This is a genomic window from Klebsiella grimontii, from assembly GCF_042137965.1.
Lineage (GTDB): Bacteria > Pseudomonadota > Gammaproteobacteria > Enterobacterales > Enterobacteriaceae > Klebsiella > Klebsiella grimontii.
Genome location: NZ_CP169721.1, coordinates 4,927,453 through 4,950,401 on the forward strand (window position 1 = coordinate 4,927,453; position 22,949 = coordinate 4,950,401).

Here is a 22,949-nt window from a genome sequence, read left to right on the forward strand (position 1 = left end):
GTTAAAACAAGCCAATCCACGAACCCAGAATGCCCACCAGCGCCATCCCGCCAATAATAGAAAGCGGTTTGACCTTACGCCCCAGCAGCCAGTAAACGATGCCAAAGCTCAGCAGCGGCAACATGCAGGGCAGAATGTCGTTGATAATGTCCTGTACCTGGGTTTTCGCCTCCCCGGCGCCGAAAGAGACAGGGATGGTGATATCAATCATTGAGGCGGTCATCGCGCCCACCACCATCAGGCCGATAATCGACGCCCCGTAGGTCAGGCTCTCCATCATTCCGCTCTTCTGGATCCGCTGCAGCACCCCGGTGCCCAGCACATAGCCCCAGCGGGTAAAGAACCAGCGCACCAGGATATGGGGCACGTTAAACACCAGCAGAAACAAGATTGGCCCGAGAATATTGCCCTTCAGCGCCAGACTGGTGCCGATGCCGGTGGCGATCAGCCGCAGCGTGCCCCAGAAAAAGGAGTCCCCCAGCCCGGCCAGCGGCCCCATCAGCGACGCTTTAACGTTATCAATCGCGTTGGCGTCCATATTTTTCTGCTGGCTGTTTTTCTCCTCCATCGCCGTGGTGATCCCCAGCAGCAACGTGACGATATGCGGCGTGGTATTGAAGAACACCAGATGCCGTTTCAACGCTGCGGCCAGCTCCTCTTTGCGCGGATAGAGCTTTTTCAGCACCGGAATCAGCGCGTAAACAAAGGCGAGATTCATCTGCCGCTCATAGTTCCACGAGAACTCCATCTGGAAGGAGCGCCAGAACACCCGGCGTAAATCTCGTGGCGTAATACGGGTCTCTTCTTGCTCCTGCGGGCGCAGGGTCTCTTCAGAAATCATCTTCGTCGTCATCGCTGACTCCTTGTTCTGTCGTCGTACGAGGTGAGCTCAACGCGGTGACGTTAACCATGACCACCGCCACGATAGCGCCGAGAATGGCGATGCCGGTCACCGGGATTTTCAGGTAGGCCATCAGCACGAAGCCAAGGAAAAAGTACGGCGCGACTTTCTTGTTAATCAGCAGCCTGGCGAGCATCGCGAAGCCGAGGGCCGGAATGATGCCGGTAGCGACGCTGAGCCCGTGTTTGATAAATTCCGGGATGGTATCGAGCAGGGATTTCACCGCGTTGCTGCCGACCAGGAATGAAACGGTCACCACCGTGGCCAGCATCAGCGACAGCCCGAAGCCGGCAATCAGATGCATCCGCTCAATGCCCCGCGTATCCGCCCGTTCCGCGTAGCCGTCAGCCTTCTGGCTGAGCATCGGGATAAACATCCCCAGATAAACGTTTTTCAGGATCAGCGTCAGGGTGGCGATAGGCAGGCCAAGCAGCAGCGCCGTTTCCGTTCCCGCGCCGGAGGTAATGGCGAACGCCACCCCGAGAATGCCGCCGGTCACCACGTCAGGCGGTATCGACGCACCGACGGAGAAAGATCCGATAAACGCCAGCTCGAGCGTCGCGCCCATGATGACGCCGGTCTGCACATCCCCCAGCACCAGCCCGGTCAGCAGCCCGGTGACGATTGGCCGCGAAATCAGCGACGTCCCTAATGCATATTCCGATTGCGCGATAAACGCCACCAGACCCAGTAAGAGAGCCTCTACCATAATCTGTCCTCCGGAATTAAACGCATTCCGCAAAAAGCTGTTTGCGATCGTTAGGGACCTGGCGGATCTCAACCTCGACGCCTTTCCCGACCAGTTGCTGCAGTTGCTCTATTTCTTCCGGGAGTAAATTAATCGCCTTAGAGATATTTTTACTGCCCTCTTTAGCCTTAATCCCACCGAGATTAATGCTTTTTATTTCCGCGACGGCGCTGGCAATACGCCAGGCGTCATTCACCGACTCCACGACGATAAAGAGATTATATTTATCCGTAACGCCGCTTTTTATCGCCTCAATAGCGTCGTCAATATTTTTAATTACCAGTTTTACCGAAGGCGGCTTGGCGAGCTTAATTGTGGTTTTTCGCAGCTCATCGGTGGGGACATTATCGTTGGCAATTAAAATGCAATCGGCCCCGACATACTGGGTCCAGGAAAAGGCGACCTGGCCGTGGAGTAATCGATGGTCTACCCTTAATAGCGTAATCATGGTGTTCCCTCATTTCAGAAGTCTTTATCAACGGTCATCGCACTAGCAATCGTGTGATTGCAGTACTGAATGCTCTCTTTGGCGCTTGTTAATGCTTCAGAAATTAATTTCTCGGTATTTTCTTCCCCTGCGGAAATAAGCAAATCAATAATCAGCGGCAGGTTTAAACCGGACAATAAATGAAAATTAGGGCGCGCTAAAAAACGCACAAACTCATTATTGACGCTACCGGCGAAAATATCCGTAATGACAATCAGCTCATCCTCGGCGGGAAAACGCGCCAGCAGCGTCTCCACCTGCTGCGTCAGATCGGCCTCCTCTTCGACGTAGGCGCAGAGGGTATGAATATCCGGCTGCTTGCCGAGGATCAGCTCCACGGAGTTCAGCAGGCCGTTAGCAAAGGTGCCATGGCTGGCAAAAATATAGTGTCGTTTCATCCTTACCTCGAAAGCGCATTCCACTGCTTTCTTAATTGCAACCGGCGTGCCAGAAACAGTGGCGCGCCGGTTAGCGCAAGGACGAACGGAGGAAGGGAACTAAAACTCTTGATCTTCCTGAATAAATTCTGTTTCCCGCGTCAGGATATCGTGAATGTAATACAGCTCCACGGCGGGGATTTTGACACTATATCCGCTCTCAATGACACTAAAGGCCTCGCGCAGAATAACCAGCTCGCTCTCCGGACACTGCCTTCCGGAATAATGGGATGGCGACGCGTTGCGGATCAGGCGCTCAATCAGACAGCTGATATGCACGTACAGCGCCACCTTGCGATCGTTGGGCACGTCGCAGCCGGCCAGATGCTCATAGCGCAGTAAAAACTGCTCGACCTGATTGATCACTTTACCGGTATCAAGGATCGTCACCGACTCGATCACCCGGCGCAGCGAGAAATTTTTCAGGATCAGGTTATTGATCTCGCTGACCTGTTCAGAGGAGGCCAGCTCGCCGAAGATACGCATCAGCGGGCGGCTCCCCTGGCCGGAAATCAGCGAATCCAGCGAGATCCACGGCAGATCGGCAAGATGCGGATCGAGAGTACCGACGATAGCCAGCACCTCGTAGCGGCTGAGCATCGGCTCCCGCCGCGCGGGATCGGCGAGCGTGTCCACATCGCAGGCCACAATATCGATGCCGAGCGCTTCGGGAATACTGGCTTTTAACAGCGCCGACAGATTCGCCGCCGCCCCCAGGCCGGTGGCGCAGGTCGTGAGAATCGCCCGCGGTTTGTCCGCCTGCGGATAATAGAGCTGATGCTCAACCGCGAGGTCATCGCCAATCTCACGGACAATATCTTCCAGCATATCGCCCTGCAAAATCCGCTCCCCGACGTACATCGCCATCCCGGTCGAGACGTTATTAATAATCGCCACCGGCGTAGTCAGACGGCGGTTAAAGTGGCTGTGAATGGCGTTCAGCGATCCCATATCGACCAGGATGATCAGCCCGGAGGCCAGCGCGTGGCTCTCGATATAGGCCATCACCTGGTCGGCGATAGCCTCCGGCGTCACGTCGAGCGGCATATCGAATGACTCAAACAGCTGGCTTTTCAGCAACCGGTTCGCCACGTTGGCGATGCTGCTGGCGGTGGCGTAGCCGTGGGCGAGAACGATCGCCCGGGTAACCTGCTGCTGGCTGATGGCGCCGTTTTTCTGTAACCACAGCACCAGCAGCAGCAGATCAATGCGCCGGGGTTCAATATCCAGCTTCAGCGCCAGCGCGGCGAGGATCTCTTCACAAAAGCGATACAGCAGCGGAAACTTTTGCGCCAGGAAATCCTCCAGCTGGCGGCTTTTCTCGTTGCTCATGGTGGAGTGCGCCTGACGAGAGCGATGTATCAGGTAGTGGCTAAGGGCATAAATACAGTTGCCGTTAAACTGGATATTGAAGCGCTTTTCAAGGCGATAAAACTCTTCCCGCGCCTGATGAGTCAGCAGCAGCAGCAGATGCGAACTATTAGCATCGTGATTATCGAAAATCAGCCGATCGAAGAGGGTTTCAATCTCCTCGCCCATGCTTTTTTGCGCCTCTTCCCAGACCGTTTTTTTACTTAATACCGCTTCATATAGCGCCAGAACGCGGCACTGAGTATCGTAGATCAGCCCCTGAACCGGATCGCGCGCGCGCAGCAGCCAGACCAGACTGGTCTGCGGTTCGATAAGCAGCGGCTCCTGCTGGCCCATCGGTTCGCTGAGCGCTGGCGTCGCGGCCATGATATTTTCCGGCAGATCGTGCAGCGTGACGTTAAGCATCTCGCTGCCCGGACACCTGGCCCAGGCCGACGCAACGGCGTACTTCACCACATTCTTCAGCTCACCGACGTTACCGCGATAAACATAGTGCGTCAGCACCTGTAGCAGCCGGGGCGTCAGCTGCAGCCGGGCGGCCAACGTGCGCGCCTCCTGCCAGAAAAACTGCAGCGTTAACGCTTCTTTTTCGTGGCGGCTGCGGTTTTGTAAATCAGGCAGGCTAACGAGGATCGGAATACGGCGAATAAAGGTGGTCAGAAAAGTGCTGTGAATATCTTCGGTAGTGGCAAACACCAGCCGCAGAGAAATCGGCATCCCCTGCGCCGTTTCCCCCACCCGATAGATCTCCTTGCGATCCAGCCAGGTGAAGAGCTTCTCCTGCCCCTGCGCATCCAGACGATGGACTTCATCGAGAAACAGCACGCCGCCGTTTGCCGCCTCAAAGGCCCCGGCTTTATCCCCCTGCGCGCCGGTAAACGCGCCTTTAACGTAGCCAAACAGGTTGGCGGCCAGCAGCTCCGGGTTACTGGCGTACTGGGCGCAGTTGAAGCTGACAAAGGGCGCATCGGGCGCCAGCAGTCCCTGGGCGATGGCAAACTCGTGCATCAGCTCCGCCATATAGCTCTTACCGGTACCGCTGTCGCCGGTAATCAGCAGCGGTAGGCCGCCGTTAGGATAAAACAGCGCGGTTTTCATCTGTTCGATAGGCTTGCGCAGGCTGCCGTCATGGCCGGTCAGCAATGAGAAATGATCCGCCTGCTCCGGCTGTCGGTCGCTCTCCGCCAGCAGCTCCGCCATGCTGACGTACTCGCTGCGCGAAAGAGGGAAAAACTGCTGGCAGAAGGCGGCCTTATGCAGAAAATAGACCGGCCGGGTATTGATCTTCACCAGCACATCCTGGGCCACCAGTTGATTCAGGTAGTGGCTGGCGGTGTTTCTTTGCATCGCAAAACGCCCGGCGAGATAGCTGGCGGTAAAGACCTCGCTCAGATTATCCGGATCAAAAAAATCGGTCTGATTTTGCAGAAAAGCCAACAGTTCCGTTTTACGCATCGCATCCCCCCTCTTCGCCTGTCAGGGGCTTATGATGCGGGAAATCCGCCAGGCGTTGGCGCTTAATTCATTTTTTGCGGTTCAGAGCACAAAAAAAAACGACGCCCAAATCCGCGGGCGCCGCACAACAAACCGACTACAGCCGCGACAGGGCCTCCCGCATCCCCGCGCTCAAAATCACTTCCAGATACCGCGTGACCTGTTCGGCAAGCCCCGGTATTGCCGTCAGATCCTCACCCCAGTGCGCGGTATCCTGCAAAACCTCCGTCACCAGCTCACCCAGCGGGCGGCCCTGGGCCACCTGTGCCCACCCTTTGGCAAAACGAGTTAACCAGACGTCATCATCCTGTAACGGATACGTCTGCCCGTCACGCTGGCCGCGGTAGAAGGCGATAAGCGCCGCCAGGGCGAAGGTTAAGCGCGGCGGAATGACGCCATGCTGGCGGGTATTCGCCAGCAGTTGCGGCAGGATCCGGGTGCGAAACTTGGTCATCCCGTTCAGGGCGATGGAGAGCAGCTGATGGCGGATAAACGGGTTGAGAAAGCGTCCGGTAACGGCATCAGCAAACTGGCGTAGCTCATCGGCGGGCAAATCCAGCGCCGGGATAATCTCCTCGTCGATGGTTTGCTGCACATAGTGGCGAATGGCTTCGTCGCGCATCGCTTCGCCGACGGTATCCACGCCGCACAGCCACGCCACCGGGACCAGCGCGGTGTGCGCGCCGTTAAGAATGGCGACTTTGCGCTCTTTGTAGGGCCGGATATCCTCTACGATATGAATATTGAGCGGGCAGCGGTCAAGCCGCAGCTTTTCCGCCAGCGCCCGCGGTCCCTGGATAACGAACAGCCAGAAATATTCGGCGGTATCGAGGAAAGCATCACGGTAGCCCAGCTCCGCCTCCAGCTTTTCTGCTTCATCACGCGGGTAGCCGGTGACGATGCGGTCAACCAGCGTTGAACAAAACGTATTGGCGGTCTCAACCCAGTCGCGAAAAGCCGCGGGCAATTGCCACTCTTCGGCGTAGCGCAGCACCAGCGCCTTCAGCGCTTCGCCGTTGTAGTCAATCAGCTCACACGGGATAATCGTCCAGCCCTTATCCGCTGCGCCGTTGAAATGGCGGAACCGTTCGAGCAGCAGCTGGGCCAGCTTCGCCGGGAAACTCACCGGCGGCTTATCGTCAGACCGGTCTCCGGCGTGATAGCTGATGCCCGCTTCGGTGGTATTTGAAAATACGAACGCGATCGCCGGATTTCGAGCCAGCGCCAGATAGCTGGCAAAATCCTGCCAGGGATTAATTTCATTGTTTACGGAGCGAATAATCCGCGCCTCGCTCACCGCCTCGCCGCGTTCGTCCAGCCCGCGGATCACCGTGGTGTAGAGTCCGTCCTGGGTATTGAGCGACGGCGGAAACTCGGTGTTGATCGGGCGAACGATGGTCACGCCTGCCGCCAGATCGGTTTTCTCATTCAACAGATCCAGCTGCCAGTCGATAAATGCCCGCAGGAAGTTGCCCTCGCCGAACTGAATCGCGCGCGTCGGGTACTGCGGCCCGGGAAAATCTTGTCTGTTTAACGATTTCATAAGCTTACCTGCTAAAAATGAATGACGCCTTTGATCAGCTGGCGATTATTAATCACTTCGCTTTCGTAAATGTCCGCCAGCGATCTGAAATCGTAACGGTGGGTCAGCATCATCCTGGCGGTGATTTTCCCCTCGGCCATCAGCCGCCCGACTTTGGCAAAATCCTCTTCCGTCGCATTGCGGCTGCCCATCATGGTGGTCTCTTTCTTATGAAATTCCGGGTCTGAGAACTGCAGTTCACCTTTAAACAGGCCAACGAATATGATGCTGCCGCCGTGGCGGATTAAATTCACCGTGTTGTTCATCGCATGCTGATTCCCGGTGGCGTCGATCACTTTTTGCGCCAGAGAACCGCCGAAGGCTGCGCACAGCTGTTCGATAAACTGCGGGTCGGAAGGATCGAGGGTGCTCAGGCCGAGATGCTGCGCCACGTGTTCGCGCCGCGCTGGACTGGTGTCCGCCACCACCACCTGCGCCCCGTCGGCTTTGGCGATAGCCGCCGCCCCAAGGCCGATGGGGCCCGCGCCAACCACCAGCACCAGCTCTCCCGCCCGGATAGCGGCGCGACGCACCGCGTGGGCGCTGATGGCGAAGGGTTCAATCAGCGCCGCGGCTTCCGGCTCGACGTCATCCACCACCAGCAGATTTTTGACCGGCACGCTGAGGTACTCGCTAAACCCGCCGTCCCGATGCACGCCGATAACGGAAATCTTCTCGCAGCAGTTTGTCCGGCCGCTCAGGCAGGCCGGACACTGGCGGCAGGCGACGTAGGGAATGACGGCAACCTGCTGGCCGCTTTTCAGATTAAGAATATTTTTACCAAGCCCGATTATCTCGCCGCATATTTCATGACCAAGAACGCGCGGATAGATAAAAAAAGGTTGATTGCCGCCCCATGCGTGAATATCCGTGCCACAAATCCCCACCGTTTTTATTTTAATGAGAACCTCATCGTCACCGGGAATGGGAATCTGGCGTTTTTCCCAGTGAAATTTTTTGGGTTCTTGACACACTAGTGTATTCATCGACGTCATAATAATTGCCTCCGTATTTGTTGGCTTAGATATCGATGAAAAACAGAGGTGAGAATAAATTCATTGCAAAAATTGTGAAATCTCGCGCACAAAACTGTTTTAAATCCGGCTTTAATAGCGAAAAAACAGGAAACCTATTATGAGCCGCTCGCAAAATCTTCGTCACAACGTCATTAACCAGGTCATTAACGATATGGCGCGCGGCTTTCTCCCCTCGCCGCTACCCTCACAAAGCGCGCTGGCGGAGATGTACAACATCAGCCGCACCACCGTGCGCCACATCCTCAGCCACTTATGCGAGCGCGGCGTGCTGCACCAGGTCAAGCAGGATTACCAGATCCTCCGCCAGCCGGAGGTGCAGGACGGCTTCGATGGCGCCAGCGCCTCGCTGGCCGAACAGAATCGTCTCTTCGAACAGGCGTTTTTCACCATGATCAACCAGCGCCAACTGCGCGCCGGGGAGATGTTCTCCGAACTACAGCTGGCGCGGGCGGCGGGCGTCAGCCCAGTGGTGGTCAGAGAGTTTTTGTTGAAATTCAGCCGCTACAACCTGATTGAAAGCGAAAAGCGCGGCCAGTGGAACATGAAGAAGTTTGAGTTATCCTGGGCCGAGCAGTTGTTCGAACTGCGGGAAATGCTGGAAACCCACGCGCTTCAGCACTTCCTCAACCTGCCGGATAACGACGCCCGCTGGCTGCAGGCCAGAACCCTGCTTGAGCGCCATCGCGCCCTGCGGGACAGCATCGGCGACAGCTTTCGTATGTTTTCGCAGCTCGATCGCGACTTTCATACGCTGCTGCTGTCCGCTGCGGAAAATATATTTTTTAATCAATCACTTGAAATTATTTCCGTGATCTTCCACTTTCACTATCAGTGGGATGAAAGCGATCTTAAACAGCGCAATATCATCGCCATTGATGAACATATGACCATCCTCAGCGCCCTCATCTGCCGCAGCGATCTGGACGCCAACCTGGCGCTGCGTAACCACCTGAACTCGGCGAAGCAATCGATGATTAACTCGCTCAAACAGAGCGAATCCCTGGCTCATTAAGTACCGATTAAAAACAGAAAATGATTATCAGCAGCACAAATCTCAAAACATAAACCAATGCCGTAAAAAAGGTTATTTATGCTGAAAACAAGTCGACTTACTTTACTGTGAAATAGGTGGGTGGTGTTTAAACCATTCGATGTCACTTGTCGTTCAAATAGAATAGCCAGGAGTCAGGCGTGGAACAACAAAATATAACTATCGACCCGCAGACAACCTTTAAAAAAGGGAAAGCGGAGACGATTTCAGTTCCGTTAGATAATACGTTAACGCGTAGCACTCGCATTAAAAAAATTCAGACAACGGCAATGATCCTGTTATTTCTTGCGGCGGTAATCAACTACCTCGACAGAAGTTCATTGTCCGTCGCGAACTTAACGATTCGCGAGGAGTTGGGGCTGAGCGCCACCGAAATCGGGGCGCTGCTGTCCGTTTTCTCGCTGGCCTACGGTATCGCCCAGCTCCCCTGCGGGCCGCTGCTGGACCGTAAAGGTCCGCGCATCATGCTCGGGCTGGGTATGTTTTTCTGGTCGCTGTTTCAGGCGGTCTCCGGAATGGTGCACAGCTTTACCCAGTTCGTGCTGGTGCGTATCGGCATGGGGATCGGCGAAGCGCCGATGAACCCCTGCGGCGTCAAGGTGATCAACGACTGGTTTAATATTAAAGAGCGCGGCCGCCCGATGGGTTTCTTTAACGCCGCGTCAACCATTGGCGTCGCCATCAGCCCGCCAATCCTGGCCGCCATGATGCTGATGATGGGCTGGCGCGGGATGTTTATCACCATCGGCTTGCTGGGGATCTTCGTCGCTATCGGCTGGTATATGCTCTATCGCAACCGGGAGGATATCGCTCTCACCGCCGACGAGCAGGCCTACCTTAACGCCGGGAGCGTCAACGTTCGCCGCGACCCGCTAAGCTTTGCCGAATGGCGCAGCCTGTTTAAAAACAAAACCATGTGGGGAATGATGCTGGGCTTCAGCGGCATCAACTATACCGCATGGCTGTATCTGGCCTGGCTGCCGGGCTACCTGCAAACGGCATATAACCTCGATCTGAAAAGTACCGGTTTTATGGCCGCCATTCCTTTCCTGTTCGGCGCCGCCGGGATGCTCATCAACGGCTACGTCACCGACTGGCTGGTCAAAGGCGGCATGGCGCCGATCAAAAGCCGCAAAATTTGCATTATTGCCGGGATGTTCTGCTCCGCCGCCTTTACCCTTGTTGTGCCGCAGGCCACCACCTCTATCGTCGCGGTGCTGTTAATCGGTATGGCGCTGTTCTGCATCCACTTTGCCGGCACCTCCTGCTGGGGATTGATTCACGTCGCGGTGGCCTCAAGGATGACCGCGTCCGTCGGCAGCATCCAGAACTTCGCCAGCTTTATCTGCGCCTCCTTTGCGCCGGTGGTGACCGGGTTTATCGTCGATACCACCCATTCATTCCAGCTGGCGCTGATTATCTGCGGCTGCGTGACCGCCCTCGGCGCGCTGGCCTATATTTTCCTGGTCCGACAGCCGATTAGCGACCCGCGTAACGGCTGAATCTTAACGCCCTGCCGACGGCAGGGCGCTCAAGGCCGCGCTCATCTCATACTGTTTTAATGCCATGGGCGTATAGCCGGCGGCGTGAAACAGCGGCGTAAAGCGCTCCGGGATGGTCACCGACGTCCCGAGGCCGGGAAAGCGTTGGGCGAGCGCCCTCAACATTTCCTGTCCCAGCCCGCGCCCGCGGGCGGCGGGATCGACCCATAAAAACTGCAGCTGCGGCCTGCTGGATAAGGTCGCCAGCACGGCGAAAGCCTGCTGATGAAGGCTCAACGCCCGGCACGGGAGGGTGCTGAAGGTTAGCGGGTCCATCAGCCACGGCAGCTGGCCGTTAATCTCGGCGCCGACCCTGCGCGTCAGCGCCAGCACGTCATACTCCTGCAATACGGATGACTCCCCGCTCGCGGCCTGCGCGCTCAGATAGCCGCACAGCCCGTGCCGCACCTCGAAGCCCAGCGATTGATACAGCGCCACCGCGGCATGGTTGTCGCGGATAACCTCCAGCCACATCTGCCGTACGCCCTGCGCGCGCAGCGCGTCGATAAGCGGCGTCATCAGCCGGCGGCCAACGCCCTTTCCGCGATACGCGGGCCGCACCGCGAACGCCGCCAGCCGGGCTTCATCGCCGCGTCGGGCGACGACCGCCATCGCGGCGGGGACATCACCATCCAGCCAGACGCGAGAATCCAGCAGGCTCAGCCCTTCGGCGCTAAAACGCTGGACAAAAACCTCCACCGACAGCGTGACGGGAACGAGATAATCTTCGAAACAGTCGCAGAGGATCGTCGTCAGCTGCTCAATGCTGAACTGGGTGGCGGGAACGGCGGTAAGCTCCATACATTTCTCCCGGAGGCTGCTATGCTGAGGTGATGAAAATTAACACTATAACCGCCGCCGCGACGTTACGCCTGACTGAGGAGAACGATATTCCCCTCCTGCCTGCGATTGAGCGCTCGGCGGCCCAGGCTTTTCGCCAGATCCCGGCGCTGGCATGGCTGGCGGAAAGCGATGTGATAAGCCCCGAGCGTCACCGGCTGTTTCTCGAAACGGACCACAGCCTGCTGGCCGTGGCCGATGAACACCCGATCGGCTTCGTGCTGACCGAACCGCTGGACGATGCGCTGTTTATCGTGGAGATCGCCGTCCATCAGGCGTGGCAGGGGCGAGGCGTTGGCCGCATGATGCTGGAGCAGGTTATAGCGACAGCCCGTCAGGCGGCGTATCCGGCGGTCACGCTCACCACCTTCCGCGACGTGCCGTGGAACGCGCCGTTCTACACGCGCCTCGGATTTTCAATGCTGAACGAGCTAAGGCTACCGGCAGGGCTGGCGGCGAAAAGAGATCTGGAGACGGAACACGGGCTAGCGCCGGAAACGCGCTGCGCCATGCGCTTAGCGCTGTAGCCTTCGTCGCTGCTTTCAGCGTCTGAATATGGTACAAAGTATCATTCCAAATTAACCCGTTGATACCCGTATGTCCTCGCCAATCGATATCATTTCCTGCATTACCGATCGCTTTGTTGAACTGACGGCGACCGAAAAGCGCATCGCGCAGTTTATTCTCGATGATGTCGCGGCGGCGGCGGCGCTGCCCATCGCGGAGATGGCGCGTCTGACCCATACCAGCCAGGCCTCGGTCACCCGCTTTGCCCGGGCGCTGGGCTGCAAAGACGTCCGCGAGCTGAAGATGAAGCTCGCGCAATCCCTCGCGGTCGGGCAGCGGTTTATCCTCGATGTGCCGGACCTTGAAGGCGTACAGGGGATCTACGAGTCGATCATCGGCGTGCTGGAGACCAACCGGCGGGCGCTGGATCTTGAGGCGCTGAAGCGTGCGGTGAGCTGGCTGAGCGACGCGCGGCAGATCCTCGCCCTCGGGATGGGCGGCGGCTCCACCATCTGCGCCCAGGAGATCCAATATCGCCTATTTCGCCTCGGCCTGCCGGTGGTCAGCCAGAATGACGGTCTGCTGGTGCGTATGATGAGCTCGGCGGTAACGCCAAAGGATGTGGTTATCGTGCTGTCCTTAGGCGGCTATACCCAGGAAATCATTGAAAGCGCGGCGATTGCCAGCCAGTACGGCGCGAAGGTGATTGCGATTACCCCTGCCGGAACGCCGCTGGCGGAACAGGCGGATCTGGTGCTGCCGCTGCTGGTGCGCGAAAACGACTATATCTTCAAGCCCAGCACTTCGCGCTATGCGATGCTGGCGATGGTTGACGTGCTGGCCACCGAACTGGCGATGGCCAACAAGACCCAGGCAAAAGGCAGGCTGCGCCGCATTAAGCTGGCGCTCGACAGCCACCGCGGCGGCGTCGACCGGCAGCCGCTGGGCGATTAACCGCAGCGGGCGGCGGCGATAAACCTCTCCGCCTGCTGACGGGTACGCTCCACGGCCTGCCCGGCGCGATAAAGATCGCTTCCCAGACCGGCGCCGGCGCACCCCGCCCGCACCCAGCTCGCCAGATTCTCCGGCGTCACGCCGCCGACCGCCAGCACCGGTACCTCCGGCGGCAGCACCGCTTTCAGCGCCCGAATGTAGTCCGGGCCGAATGCGGAAGACGGGAAAATCTTCAGCCACTGCGCCCCGGCGTCCAGCGCGCTAAACGCCTCGGTCGCCGTGGCGCATCCGGCGCAGACCCGCATTCCGCGCGCTACCGCCCGGCGAATCACCTCCGGCTGAGTATTCGGCGTCACGATAAGCTTCGCCCCGGCGTCGGCCAGAAAATCGACCTGTTCAACCTTAAGCACCGTGCCCGCGCCAATCATCGCCTGTTCGCCAAAGCGCGCGACCATCTGCGGAATGCTCTGCCGCCAGTCCGGTGAATTAAGCGGGATTTCAATATAGCGGAAGCCCGCGCCCACCAGCGTCGCAATATGCTCCGCCGCCTCAGCGGGGCGGATGCCGCGTAAAATCGCCACCAGTTTAATCTTGTCCATGCATTATCCTCGCCATGCCGTTCAGCAATGCCTCATCGCCGCTGCAGCGCTTAACCGTCATTCCACGCGCCCTCATCGCCCGACTGTAGCGGGCGTTCAGCGCCGGGTCGCCGACCAGCGTGACGGTAGAGGGACGGTAACGCTGGCCCATGACCGCCACCTCCGCGCCAATCAGCAGGCCGGAGAGATAGTCGCTGACCGAGGTCGCCGCCAGCGCCCCGAGTACCCTGGCGGCCCTGGCGACAAACAGTTCGCTCACCAACGACGGCTGCGCCAGCCCTTTTTCCAGCCCCCGCTCAAACGCCGCCTCGTCCGGCTGCTGGGCCGGTAGCCCTTTGCCGAGCAGCGACTGCGTCATCAGCAGATGATGCAGTTCCCCGGTCATCGCCGTGGCAAAATGGCGCACCGCGCCATCCTCCATCTGCACCCATTTACAGTGGGTGCCCGGCAGCACGTAACACTCCGCCGGCGCCAGCAGCCAGGCCCCCAGCAGCTGCGTCTCTTCGCCGCGCATCACGTTGTAATCTCCGGCCTGGTCCATCTTGAGGCCGGGAATAATCCACACGCCTTCGGCCACGGCGCAAAGCTGCTGCCCCGGCGCGTCAATCGCCGCCGGGCAGGCAAGATAGGGCACCGCCTGCCAGCCGGCATCACTGCCGATCATCCCGGCCATCAGCACCGGCAGCGTCGCCGCGCCACGCCAGGGCGCCAAATGCTCCTCGAATACGTCGGCGGGCGCCCGCCCGTTCAGGCGGGTGATGCCCAGCGGCAGCTGCTTCGTTTCGACGCACTGGCCGTTGCGAATCAGCCAGCCGCGCAGCTGGGTGGAGCCCCAGTCGACGGCAATATAGTCCCTCATTGCGCTTCTCCTGAGGCCTGCGCCACCGCCGTTTTCGCCGGCGCCGCCTGCCCTTCCCGCTCCAGGGTAATCATCTCCAGCGCTTGCTGACGGCTGATTTTGCTGGCAGGCGTCATTAACGTGACAAAAACAGCGGAAACGAAGCTGCCGACGACCGACGGTATGCACGGGTTGCCCCAGTAAGCCAGCCAGTCGGCCTTAATCAGAACCACAATAGAGACCAGCATGCCGCTCAGCAGCGCGGTTAACGCGCCCTGCCAGTTAAAGCGCAGCCAGAAGCGGCCCAGAATCGAGCAGACGAACAGCCCGGACATCAGCATGGAGATCATTTTGGTGATATAGCTGATGATATCGTTCGAGGTCAGGGCGAAGATCATCGCCAGGCCGATAACAAACGCCAGCATCCAGCGCGACAGCGTAATGGCTTTATCTGCCGGGGGCATTTTCCCGGTAACGAGGGTATAAACATCGCGCATCATAATAGCGACGGCGGCTATCGCATCGGAGCTGGCCGAAGACATGGTGGCGGAAAGCCCGGCAATCAGCACCACCAGCCCCAGCATCGCCGGCAGGAAGCTGGTCGCGAACAGGAATGCGTAATTGCTGTTCTCCAGATGGGGGTTCATCGTCCATGCCGCCATGCCGATAATCGCCGGTAGCACCGAGAAAAACAGATACAGCACGCCGGTATAGACAAACGAGCGGCGCACCGAAGAGACGTCTTTCCCCGAGTAGATACGCTGACGATAGGAAGGGGTCGCCAGTACGCCGACGCCGATGACCATCGCCAGCGATAGCGCTGGCATCACCCCGAGCTTGTCAACGGCAAACAGGCTCATCGCCTTAGGATCCATCGCCTGAACAATGGCATCCCATCCCCCCACGTGAACCACGGCCAGAATCGCCATCAGAATAAAACCGAAAAACAGAATTAATGCCTGAATGGTATCCGTCCACACCACCGCAGAATAACCGCCGATGATGACGTAAATCGCAAAAGCCAGAGCGATAATAATTTTTGCCAGCGTCAGATTTATTCCCGTCGCCCAGGATAAATACATGCTGCCGCCAAGAATATGCGCCCCCAGCCAGCCAATCGAGGCAATAAATATCATTATGCCGACGATATTTTTAATTAAATGGCTGCCGCCGGTATAATACGACAGCTCCTCGCTCATGGTCATAAAACGGAGTTTACGCACCGGCGCAAACAGCCAGGCCACCAGCAGAATACCGATCGCCCCGCCCACGCCGTACAGCATGCCGGCCCAGCCGTTGCTGTAGCCGAAGCCTACGGCGCCCATGCTTGAACCGGTTCCCACCATGGTCGCCACGGTGGAACCCAGCGTCAGAAAAAGCGGTAAGGAACGGCCGCCGAGTAAAAAATCTTCACCGCTTTTTTGATTACGCGACACGTACCAGCCAAGCCAAATCATGGCCAACGCGTAAATAATAAAGCCGACTAAAAAGATATGACTATTCATAATTCACATCCTGCCAGTTGAGTAGGTAAAAGGTAAAAGGCTACGGAGCGCTGAATGAATTCAGCGCTCAAAATTCTGTTTATATTTCTGATGAATAAATTTTTATACGCGAGCCGCGTTATAACAGGTCACATCCACTTCGACTTTACAATCCACCACCAGGTCCGCGACGCAGCAGATACGGGCAGGCGGGTTGTCGGCAAAGAACTCGCGGAACACTTTATTGAACGACTGAAAATAGCGCGAATCGGTGAGGATCACCTTGACGTGCACCACGTCGGCCAGGCTGTAGCCCGCTTCGTTCATGATATCCACACAGTTCTGAATCGCCAGCCGCGACTGCTCGACAATCCCGCCCTCCACCACTTCACCGTCCTTCATCGGCGTCTGACCGGAGACATACAGCCAGCCTCCCGCCTCCACCGCGCGCGCGAACGGCAGATGCTGCCCGCCGGTGCCGGTACCGCCTTCCACGCCATAACGTTTAATACTCATCTTTCACTCCTCAGTTCATTTGGCGGCGCAGGAAACGCCCCGCACGCCCGATAATCTTTTTATCGCTGCCGTAGCTCATCACGCCGTTGACCATCACCGCCTCAATACCGTCCGCCGGTTGTTTCGGGTCGGAGAAGCTGGCGACATCGCGCACCGTCTGCGGATCGAACAGCACCAGATCGGCGAAATAGCCCACTTTCACCAGCCCGCGATCCGCCAGCTGGAAACGCGCCGCCGACAGCCCGGTCATTTTGTGAATAGCGGTGGTCAGCGGAAACAGCCTTTCATCGCGGCTGTAGTGGCCTAATACCCGAGGGAAAGCGCCCCACAGCCGCGGATGCGGCATCGGATCGTTCGGCAGACCGTCAGAGCCGATCATCGTCACCGGATAACGCAGTACCCGCCGTACGTCCTGCTCATCCATGTTGTAGTAAATGGCCCCGGCGGGCATCAGCCGCGCCGCCGCCTCATGCAGGCTAACCTGCCAGCCGTCGGCAATCTGCTGCAGGGTTTTCCCGGCCTGTTCCGGCTGCGCTTCCGACCAGGTGATGACGATGTCGAACTCATCGGTCACCTGCTTCATATCCAGCGTCGATGAGCTGGCGGAATAGGGGTAGCAGTCGCAGGCGATCTCCTGGCGCTGGCGCATTTCATCAAAGAAGGCCAGCGTCTCCTTCGTGCGACCCCAGTTTTTCGCGCCGGCGCACTTGTGGTGCGAGACCACCACCGGCACGTTGCCGTGGCGGCCAATGCGGAACGCCTCGTCGAGCGCATCCAGAATCGGCTCGAACTCCGAACGCAGGTGGGTGGTATAAATTCCCCCCTCTGCCGCCAGTTCCTCGGCCAGCGCCATCACCTCTTCTGTGGTGGACTGAAACGCGCTGGCGTAGGCCAGCCCGCTGCTCAGGCCAAGCGCGCCCTGGCGCAGCGCGTCGCGCAGCTGGACGCGCATCCCGGCGATTTCGCTTTCGGTCGCCGGGCGGAACAGATCGTCCATATGATTATTACGCAGCGCGGTATGGCCAATCAGCGTGCCAACGTTCAACGACGGCTTCGCCGCCTCCACCGCGTGGGCGTAAGCGTCCACGGTGGGGTAAATAAAGTGCTCCTGCTCGCCCAGCAGGTTCATCGGGTCCGGCACGCCGTCGCGCAGGGTCGCCGTCGCCGCGCTGATCCCGCAGTTGCCGACAATCACCGTCGTCACCCCCTGGCTCAGCTTGGGCAAATAGGCCGGCATACGGATGACGTTAATGTCGTCATGGGTATGCACATCGATAAATCCGGGCGCCAGCACGCGCCCCTGCCCGTCAATCACCTGCTCCGCCGGCAGGTTTAGCGCCGGGGCCACTTCCACAATTCGATCGCCCTTCACCGCCACGTCGCCGCGAAACTGCGGTCCGCCGCTGCCGTCAATGACCGTGACGTTTTTGAAAAGCCAGTTAACTTTCATCGCAATTACTCCCTTTCAACTCTGCCGACAAGTTAACCATTTACAAGGCGGAAAAACAGTGGAAAACTACGCAAAAACCAGATCAAATTATGATACTTTTATTCATAAATAACGAAATAAAGTAAATAAATATATATTTTTCAATTAATTATAATTGATACCCAGCTTTAATCCGAGCATAAACCCTGAAAGGATAATGTTATGAAATACCATCAAGATACGCTGATTCCGCATAAGGCCGCCGTCATGTCCGCCCCGGCGAATCTGCTGGCGGAGGAGGTCTGCCTCCCTGCCGCGCTGCTGAAAAAAACGGCGCTGGAGAATAACATCGCCTGGATGCAGCGCTATGCCGACGCGCGCGGCGTCTCGCTGGCGCCGCACGGCAAAACGACGATGACGCCGTGGATTTTTCAGGCCCAGCAGCGGGCGGGCGCATGGGGGATCGGCGTAGGCAGCGCCTGGCAGGCTGGCGCGGCGATGGCCAGCGGGGTTGAGCGCGTCCTGATGGTCAATCAGCTGGTCGGCAGGGCGAATATGCAGGCGGTTTCGCGGCTGAAAGCGCATTACCGGGCGGCGGATTTTATCTGCTGTATCGATAGCCTCGCCAACGCCCGCGCGCTGTCGGCCTTTTTCAGCGAACGCCGGCAAACGCTGGACGTGCTAATTGAGCTGGGCGTGGCCGGCGGGCGCTGCGGCTGCCGCAGCGTTGACGATGCGCTAACCCTGGCGCAGGCCGTCGCGGACCTTCCTGGCCTCAAGCTGCGCGGTCTCGAACTGTATGAAGGGGTGCTGCACGGCGACGATCCGCAGCCGCAGGTGGAAGTGCTGCTGCGCCAGGCCGCCGATTTGGCCTGCCGGATGGAGCATCTGGTTGAGGGGGAGTTTGTGCTGACCGGCGCGGGCACCGTCTGGTATGACGTGGTGTGCAATATCTGGCTGGCGGCGCAGAAGCCGGCGCGGTGCCGAATCGTCATTCGCCCCGGCTGCTATATCACCCACGACCGGGGGATCTACGATATCGCGCAAAAAGCGCTGGTGGCGCGCGATCCGATCGCCTGCGATCTGGGCGGCGATTTAACCTCGGCGCTGGAGCTGATGGCGATGGTCCAGTCGGTGCCGGAAGCGGATCGCGCGGTGGTCAACTTCGGTAAACGCGACTGCGCCTTCGACGCCGGGCTGCCGCAGCCGATCGCCCGGTATCGCAACGGCGAGCGGCTGTCCGCAGAGGGGATCGAAAGCGTCGGGATCATGGATCAGCACTGTATGCTGCGCTTTGCACCAAGCAGCGACGTGCAGGTCGGCGATATTCTGGTGTTCGGCACCTCGCACCCGTGCCTGACGTTTGATAAATGGAAAACCCTGCTGCTGGTGGATGAGCAGTATAACGTGCTGGAAGAGCTGGATACCCTGTTCTGAAGAACGCCTTCTCCCGGAGGCGGCGCGCTGCGCCTGTCCGGGCTACCAGACGGTGAACCGTAGCCCGGACAGGTGCGCCAGCACCGCCTCCGGGATGTTTTTCGCGCGGACAACGCATTACGCCTCTTCCTCGCCCCGCGTTCCATTCCCCAGGGCGATAAACTCCTCCAGCAGCGCGGTAAGCTGGCGCATTTTTTCGACGGTAAACTCGGCTTCTATCTGGCGATAGGCTTCTTCGACCTGGGCCTGGGCGCTTTCATACAGCTTCAGGCCCGCCGGGGTCAGCGAAACGTACAGCTTGCGCTGATCGTTAACCGGCTTTAAGCGCAGCACCAGGCCGTCGCGTTCCATACGGGTCAGGATGCCGGTCAGGCTCGGGCGTAAAATACAGGCGCGAAAGGCCAGGTCGTGAAAATCCATCGACGGATTTTCGGCGAGGATCCGCACGATACGCCACTGCTGCTCGGTAAGATTATGGCGTTTAACAATGGGCCGAAAGTGGGCCATCGCCGCTTCCCGCGCCTGCAGCAGCGCGATAGTTAACGAATCATGCATCACATACCTCTGAATGAAATTCCTCATCTGTTAATAAGTTAATAATTAGCCTTAATTGCCGCAGAAGGCAACCGGTTTCTGTCTTTGAAAAGTACCAGATGGTACAAAGAAATTTCATTACCAATTGATTTAAAACATAAAAATTAAAATTCTGTAAATATATTGTTAATCTGATCACAAAACATTCACTTCTGTTTGCCAAACCTTCCTGCAAAGCATAAAAGATGATCATTAACATATTAATGAAATTCGTTATTCCCAAATCTGCAGCAGAGGAGTGGTCAATGAAAGGCACCATCTTCGCCGTGGCGCTTAACCACCGCAGCCAGCTCGACGCCTGGCGCGAAGCGTTCCAACAGGCTCCCTATAAAACCCCGCCGAAGACCGCGGTCTGGTTTATCAAACCGCGCAACACCGTTATCGGCGACGGCGAGAGTATCCCCTATCCGGACGGTGAAACCGTGCAGAGCGGCGCCACCGTGGCGCTGATCGTTGGTAACACCGCGCGCAAAGTCGCCGCAGAAGACGCTGCGGCTTATATTGCCGGGTACGCGCTGGCCAACGACATCAGCCTGCCGGAAGAGAGCTTCTATCGTCCGGCCATCAAAGCCAAATGCCGCGACGGCTTCTGCCCGCTGGGCGCCCTCGCGCCGCTCAGCAACGTCGATAACCTGACCATCATCACCGAAATCAACGGTCGCGAAGCGGACAGCTGGAATACCGCCGATCTTCAGCGCTCCGCCGCCGAGCTGCTAAGCGCCCTGAGCGAATTCGCCACCCTCAATCCCGGCGATGCGATTCTGATCGGTACGCCCCACACTCGCGTTACGCTGCGCCCCGGCGATCGCGTACGCCTTCTCGCCGAGGGCTTCCCGGCGCTGGAAAACCCGGTGGTTGCTGAAGGAGAGCTGGCATGAGACGAGCACGTATTGAGTGGCAAGGACAGCGGCACGATGTCCAGGTTAATGAACGCGGTCAGGTCAAGCTCGCCAACGGCAGTCTGCTTAAGGAAGGCGAGTTTCGCTGGCTGCCGCCCGCCAACGGCACCCTGTTCGCGCTGGGCCTGAACTACGCCGATCACGCCAGCGAGCTGGCGTTTACGCCGCCAACGGAGCCGCTGGTATTTATCAAAGCGCCCAACACCTTTATCGGCCACCGGCAGGAATCAGTGCGCCCGGATAACGTCGAGTACATGCATTACGAGGCGGAACTGGTGGTGGTGATTGGCAAAACCGCGCGTAAGGTCGCCGAAGCCGACGCTATGGCGTACGTAGCCGGCTACACCGTCTGCAACGATTACGCCATCCGCGACTACCTGGAAAACTACTATCGCCCCAACCTGCGGGTCAAAAGCCGCGACACCCTGACGCCGATCGGCCCGTGGATCGTCGGCAAAGAGGCGATCCCGGATCCGCATAACCTGGCGCTGTGCACCTGGGTCAACGGCGAACTACGCCAGCAGGGCACCACCGCCGATCTGATCTTCAGCATTCCGTTCCTGATCGCTTACCTCAGCGAATTTATGACCCTGCAGCCGGGCGACATGATCGCCACCGGCACGCCTAAAGGGCTATCGGACGTGGTGCCGGGCGATGAAGTGATCGTCGAAGTGGAGGGCGTCGGCCGTCTGGTCAACCACATCATCAGCCAGCAGGCATATGAGGAGAAGCTGTCATGAAAAAAATTAACCACTGGATCAACGGCAAAAACGTCGCCGGAAGCGACTATTTCCACACCACCAACCCGGCCACTGGCGAAGTGCTGGCGGAGGTCGCCTCCGGCGGCGCCGACGAGGTGAATCAGGCGGTGGCCGCGGCGAAAGAGGCGTTCCCGAAATGGGCCAATCTGCCGATGAAAGAGCGCGCGCGTCTGATGCGCCGGCTGGGGGATCTGATCGATCAGAACGTCCCGGAGATCGCCGCCATGGAGACTGCCGATACCGGTCTGCCGATCCACCAGACCAAAAACGTGCTGATCCCGCGCGCTTCGCATAACTTCGAGTTCTTCGCCGAGGTGTGCCAGCAGATGAACGGCAAGACCTACCCGGTTGACGACAAGATGCTCAACTATACCCTCGTGCAGCCGGTCGGCGTCTGCGCGCTGGTGTCGCCGTGGAACGTGCCGTTTATGACCGCGACCTGGAAGGTGGCGCCGTGCCTGGCGCTGGGTAATACCGCGGTGCTGAAGATGTCCGAACTGTCGCCGCTAACTGCCGACCGTCTTGGCGAGCTGGCGCTGGAAGCGGGTATTCCGGCGGGTGTGCTGAACGTGGTTCAGGGCTACGGCGCGACGGTGGGCGATGCGCTGGTCCGCCACCATGACGTGCGCGCGGTGTCTTTCACCGGCGGTACCGCCACCGGGCGCAACATCATGAAAAACGCCGGGCTGAAAAAGTACTCCATGGAGCTGGGCGGCAAATCGCCAGTGCTGATTTTCGAAGACGCCGATATTGAGCGCGCCCTCGACGCCGCGCTGTTCACCATCTTCTCGATCAACGGTGAACGCTGCACCGCCGGCTCACGCATCTTTATTCAGCAGAGCATCTATCCCGAGTTCGTTAAACGCTTCGCCGAGCGGGCGAACCGCCTGCGCGTCGGCGACCCGACCGACCCGAACACCCAAGTGGGGGCGCTGATTAGCCAGCAGCACTGGGAGAAAGTCTCCGGCTATATCCGCCTCGGCATTGAAGAAGGGGCGACCCTGCTGGCCGGCGGCGCGGATAAACCGACCGATCTGCCCGCCCATCTGAGAAACGGCAACTTCCTGCGGCCCACGGTGCTGGCGGACGTCGACAACCGCATGCGCGTGGCGCAGGAAGAGATTTTTGGCCCGGTAGCCTGTCTGCTGCCGTTTAAAGACGAGGCGGAAGGTCTGCGCCTGGCCAACGACGTGGAGTACGGCCTCGCCTCGTATATCTGGACCCAGGACGTCAGCAAAGTGCTGCGCCTGGCGCGCGGCATCGAAGCCGGAATGGTGTTCGTCAACACCCAGAACGTCCGCGACCTGCGTCAGCCGTTCGGCGGCGTGAAGGCCTCCGGCACCGGCCGCGAAGGCGGCGAATACAGCTTTGAAGTGTTCGCTGAAATGAAAAACGTCTGCATCTCGATGGGCGACCATCCGATCCCAAAATGGGGAGTCTGA

The 22,949-nt window shown here is 58.5% G+C and carries 20 protein-coding genes and 1 pseudogene; 7 read left to right on the forward strand and 14 right to left on the reverse strand.

Going from position 1 to position 22,949, the window contains the following annotated elements; genetic code table 11:
• Position 1 precedes the first annotated feature (1 nt).
• From ACE3MN_RS23085 to ACE3MN_RS23115, 7 genes are all read right to left on the reverse strand, one after another.
• The gene (locus ACE3MN_RS23085; RefSeq protein WP_004134215.1) at positions 2 to 853 is read right to left on the reverse strand and encodes a PTS system mannose/fructose/sorbose family transporter subunit IID; all 852 of its coding nucleotides are present in this window, start codon (positions 851 to 853) and stop codon (positions 2 to 4) included.
• Positions 831 to 1,610, reverse strand: coding sequence for a PTS mannose/fructose/sorbose/N-acetylgalactosamine transporter subunit IIC (locus tag ACE3MN_RS23090; RefSeq protein WP_004108505.1), 780 nt, complete (start codon positions 1,608 to 1,610; stop codon positions 831 to 833). Before ACE3MN_RS23090 ends, ACE3MN_RS23085 begins: the two co-directional genes overlap by 23 nt.
• Before the next feature lie 16 nt (positions 1,611 to 1,626).
• Positions 1,627 to 2,097, reverse strand: coding sequence for a PTS sugar transporter subunit IIB (locus tag ACE3MN_RS23095; RefSeq protein ID WP_024360411.1), 471 nt, complete (start codon positions 2,095 to 2,097; stop codon positions 1,627 to 1,629).
• A 14-nt stretch (positions 2,098 to 2,111) separates the two neighbouring features.
• Positions 2,112 to 2,534, reverse strand: a complete 423-nt coding sequence (locus ACE3MN_RS23100; protein ID WP_024360412.1) for a PTS sugar transporter subunit IIA — start codon at positions 2,532 to 2,534, stop codon at positions 2,112 to 2,114.
• A gap of 99 nt (positions 2,535 to 2,633) precedes the next feature.
• Positions 2,634 to 5,399: a sigma 54-interacting transcriptional regulator gene (locus tag ACE3MN_RS23105; protein WP_004134212.1), complete on the reverse strand. Its 2,766-nt coding sequence runs from the start codon at positions 5,397 to 5,399 to the stop codon at positions 2,634 to 2,636.
• Positions 5,400 to 5,535: 136 nt separating this feature from the next.
• Positions 5,536 to 6,981: a tagaturonate reductase gene (locus ACE3MN_RS23110; protein WP_142476969.1), complete on the reverse strand. Its 1,446-nt coding sequence runs from the start codon at positions 6,979 to 6,981 to the stop codon at positions 5,536 to 5,538.
• Between the two features lie 11 nt (positions 6,982 to 6,992).
• Complete coding sequence (locus ACE3MN_RS23115; RefSeq protein ID WP_224232887.1) at positions 6,993 to 8,015, reverse strand: zinc-binding alcohol dehydrogenase family protein; 1,023 nt, start codon at positions 8,013 to 8,015, stop codon at positions 6,993 to 6,995.
• Between the two features lie 139 nt (positions 8,016 to 8,154).
• Between ACE3MN_RS23115 and ACE3MN_RS23120 the strand changes: the two genes are divergently transcribed.
• Together ACE3MN_RS23120 and ACE3MN_RS23125 are read left to right on the forward strand one after the other, a co-directional pair.
• Positions 8,155 to 9,069: a GntR family transcriptional regulator gene (locus ACE3MN_RS23120; protein WP_004134209.1), complete on the forward strand. Its 915-nt coding sequence runs from the start codon at positions 8,155 to 8,157 to the stop codon at positions 9,067 to 9,069.
• A 179-nt stretch (positions 9,070 to 9,248) separates the two neighbouring features.
• Positions 9,249 to 10,610: an MFS transporter gene (locus ACE3MN_RS23125; RefSeq protein ID WP_004134208.1), complete on the forward strand. Its 1,362-nt coding sequence runs from the start codon at positions 9,249 to 9,251 to the stop codon at positions 10,608 to 10,610.
• A gap of 3 nt (positions 10,611 to 10,613) precedes the next feature.
• Here ACE3MN_RS23125 and ACE3MN_RS23130 read toward each other — a convergent pair whose 3' ends face one another.
• Positions 10,614 to 11,450 carry a GNAT family N-acetyltransferase gene (locus tag ACE3MN_RS23130; protein ID WP_224232888.1) on the reverse strand — a complete coding sequence of 279 codons (837 nt, stop codon included), beginning with the start codon at positions 11,448 to 11,450 and terminating at the stop codon, positions 10,614 to 10,616.
• Between the two features lie 32 nt (positions 11,451 to 11,482).
• Here ACE3MN_RS23130 and ACE3MN_RS23135 point away from each other — a divergent pair, with 32 nt between their 5' ends.
• Positions 11,483 to 12,016, forward strand: a complete 534-nt coding sequence (locus tag ACE3MN_RS23135) for a GNAT family N-acetyltransferase (RefSeq protein WP_064411459.1) — start codon at positions 11,483 to 11,485, stop codon at positions 12,014 to 12,016.
• Between the two features lie 70 nt (positions 12,017 to 12,086).
• Positions 12,087 to 12,950: a MurR/RpiR family transcriptional regulator gene (locus ACE3MN_RS23140; RefSeq protein ID WP_004134204.1), complete on the forward strand. Its 864-nt coding sequence runs from the start codon at positions 12,087 to 12,089 to the stop codon at positions 12,948 to 12,950.
• Here ACE3MN_RS23140 and ACE3MN_RS23145 read toward each other — a convergent pair.
• The 5 genes from ACE3MN_RS23145 to ACE3MN_RS23165 all read right to left on the reverse strand — a co-directional run bounded on the left by ACE3MN_RS23145 (position 12,947) and on the right by ACE3MN_RS23165 (position 17,837).
• Positions 12,947 to 13,549 carry a 2-dehydro-3-deoxy-6-phosphogalactonate aldolase gene (locus tag ACE3MN_RS23145; protein WP_024360417.1) on the reverse strand — a complete coding sequence of 201 codons (603 nt, stop codon included), beginning with the start codon at positions 13,547 to 13,549 and terminating at the stop codon, positions 12,947 to 12,949. The genes ACE3MN_RS23140 and ACE3MN_RS23145 overlap by 4 nt on opposite strands.
• A complete protein-coding gene (locus tag ACE3MN_RS23150; RefSeq protein WP_134878719.1) occupies positions 13,536 to 14,408 on the reverse strand; it encodes a 2-dehydro-3-deoxygalactonokinase in 873 nt (290 codons plus the stop codon). The genes ACE3MN_RS23145 and ACE3MN_RS23150 overlap by 14 nt, the downstream gene beginning before the upstream one ends.
• Complete coding sequence (locus ACE3MN_RS23155; RefSeq protein ID WP_004134200.1) at positions 14,405 to 15,892, reverse strand: sodium:solute symporter family protein; 1,488 nt, start codon at positions 15,890 to 15,892, stop codon at positions 14,405 to 14,407. Before ACE3MN_RS23155 ends, ACE3MN_RS23150 begins: the two co-directional genes overlap by 4 nt.
• A 102-nt stretch (positions 15,893 to 15,994) precedes the next feature.
• Positions 15,995 to 16,387 carry a RidA family protein gene (locus ACE3MN_RS23160; RefSeq protein WP_004134199.1) on the reverse strand — a complete coding sequence of 131 codons (393 nt, stop codon included), beginning with the start codon at positions 16,385 to 16,387 and terminating at the stop codon, positions 15,995 to 15,997.
• Positions 16,388 to 16,397: 10 nt separating this feature from the next.
• Positions 16,398 to 17,837: an N-acyl-D-amino-acid deacylase family protein gene (locus ACE3MN_RS23165; RefSeq protein ID WP_004134197.1), complete on the reverse strand. Its 1,440-nt coding sequence runs from the start codon at positions 17,835 to 17,837 to the stop codon at positions 16,398 to 16,400.
• A gap of 201 nt (positions 17,838 to 18,038) precedes the next feature.
• Between ACE3MN_RS23165 and ACE3MN_RS23170 the strand changes: the two genes are divergently transcribed.
• Positions 18,039 to 19,253 carry an amino acid deaminase gene (locus ACE3MN_RS23170; protein WP_154063438.1) on the forward strand — a complete coding sequence of 405 codons (1,215 nt, stop codon included), beginning with the start codon at positions 18,039 to 18,041 and terminating at the stop codon, positions 19,251 to 19,253.
• Between the two features lie 117 nt (positions 19,254 to 19,370).
• Here the strand turns inward: ACE3MN_RS23170 and hpaR are convergent, their stop codons facing one another.
• Positions 19,371 to 19,808: a homoprotocatechuate degradation operon regulator HpaR gene (gene hpaR / locus ACE3MN_RS23175; protein ID WP_004133165.1), complete on the reverse strand. Its 438-nt coding sequence runs from the start codon at positions 19,806 to 19,808 to the stop codon at positions 19,371 to 19,373.
• Between the two features lie 284 nt (positions 19,809 to 20,092).
• Here hpaR and ACE3MN_RS23180 point away from each other — a divergent pair.
• Positions 20,093 to 21,486: pseudogene (locus tag ACE3MN_RS23180) on the forward strand (fumarylacetoacetate hydrolase family protein).
• A complete protein-coding gene (gene hpaE / locus ACE3MN_RS23185) occupies positions 21,483 to 22,949 on the forward strand; it encodes a 5-carboxymethyl-2-hydroxymuconate semialdehyde dehydrogenase (RefSeq protein WP_375364179.1) in 1,467 nt (488 codons plus the stop codon). Before ACE3MN_RS23180 ends, hpaE begins: the two are co-directional and overlap by 4 nt.

Coding starts and splice junctions, on each gene's coding strand:
- ACE3MN_RS23085 (WP_004134215.1), bottom strand. CDS start 853: ATGACGACGAAGATGATTTCTGAAGAGACCCTGCGCCCGCAGGAGCAA.
- ACE3MN_RS23090 (WP_004108505.1), bottom strand. CDS start 1,610: ATGGTAGAGGCTCTCTTACTGGGTCTGGTGGCGTTTATCGCGCAATCG.
- ACE3MN_RS23095 (WP_024360411.1), bottom strand. CDS start 2,097: ATGATTACGCTATTAAGGGTAGACCATCGATTACTCCACGGCCAGGTC.
- ACE3MN_RS23100 (WP_024360412.1), bottom strand. CDS start 2,534: ATGAAACGACACTATATTTTTGCCAGCCATGGCACCTTTGCTAACGGC.
- ACE3MN_RS23105 (WP_004134212.1), bottom strand. CDS start 5,399: ATGCGTAAAACGGAACTGTTGGCTTTTCTGCAAAATCAGACCGATTTT.
- ACE3MN_RS23110 (WP_142476969.1), bottom strand. CDS start 6,981: ATGAAATCGTTAAACAGACAAGATTTTCCCGGGCCGCAGTACCCGACG.
- ACE3MN_RS23115 (WP_224232887.1), bottom strand. CDS start 8,015: ATGACGTCGATGAATACACTAGTGTGTCAAGAACCCAAAAAATTTCAC.
- ACE3MN_RS23120 (WP_004134209.1), top strand. CDS start 8,155: ATGAGCCGCTCGCAAAATCTTCGTCACAACGTCATTAACCAGGTCATT.
- ACE3MN_RS23130 (WP_224232888.1), bottom strand. CDS start 11,450: ATGGAGCTTACCGCCGTTCCCGCCACCCAGTTCAGCATTGAGCAGCTG.
- ACE3MN_RS23135 (WP_064411459.1), top strand. CDS start 11,483: ATGAAAATTAACACTATAACCGCCGCCGCGACGTTACGCCTGACTGAG.
- ACE3MN_RS23140 (WP_004134204.1), top strand. CDS start 12,087: ATGTCCTCGCCAATCGATATCATTTCCTGCATTACCGATCGCTTTGTT.
- ACE3MN_RS23145 (WP_024360417.1), bottom strand. CDS start 13,549: ATGGACAAGATTAAACTGGTGGCGATTTTACGCGGCATCCGCCCCGCT.
- ACE3MN_RS23150 (WP_134878719.1), bottom strand. CDS start 14,408: ATGAGGGACTATATTGCCGTCGACTGGGGCTCCACCCAGCTGCGCGGC.
- ACE3MN_RS23155 (WP_004134200.1), bottom strand. CDS start 15,892: ATGAATAGTCATATCTTTTTAGTCGGCTTTATTATTTACGCGTTGGCC.
- ACE3MN_RS23160 (WP_004134199.1), bottom strand. CDS start 16,387: ATGAGTATTAAACGTTATGGCGTGGAAGGCGGTACCGGCACCGGCGGG.
- ACE3MN_RS23165 (WP_004134197.1), bottom strand. CDS start 17,837: ATGAAAGTTAACTGGCTTTTCAAAAACGTCACGGTCATTGACGGCAGC.
- ACE3MN_RS23170 (WP_154063438.1), top strand. CDS start 18,039: ATGAAATACCATCAAGATACGCTGATTCCGCATAAGGCCGCCGTCATG.
- hpaR (WP_004133165.1), bottom strand. CDS start 19,808: ATGCATGATTCGTTAACTATCGCGCTGCTGCAGGCGCGGGAAGCGGCG.
- hpaE (WP_375364179.1), top strand. CDS start 21,483: ATGAAAAAAATTAACCACTGGATCAACGGCAAAAACGTCGCCGGAAGC.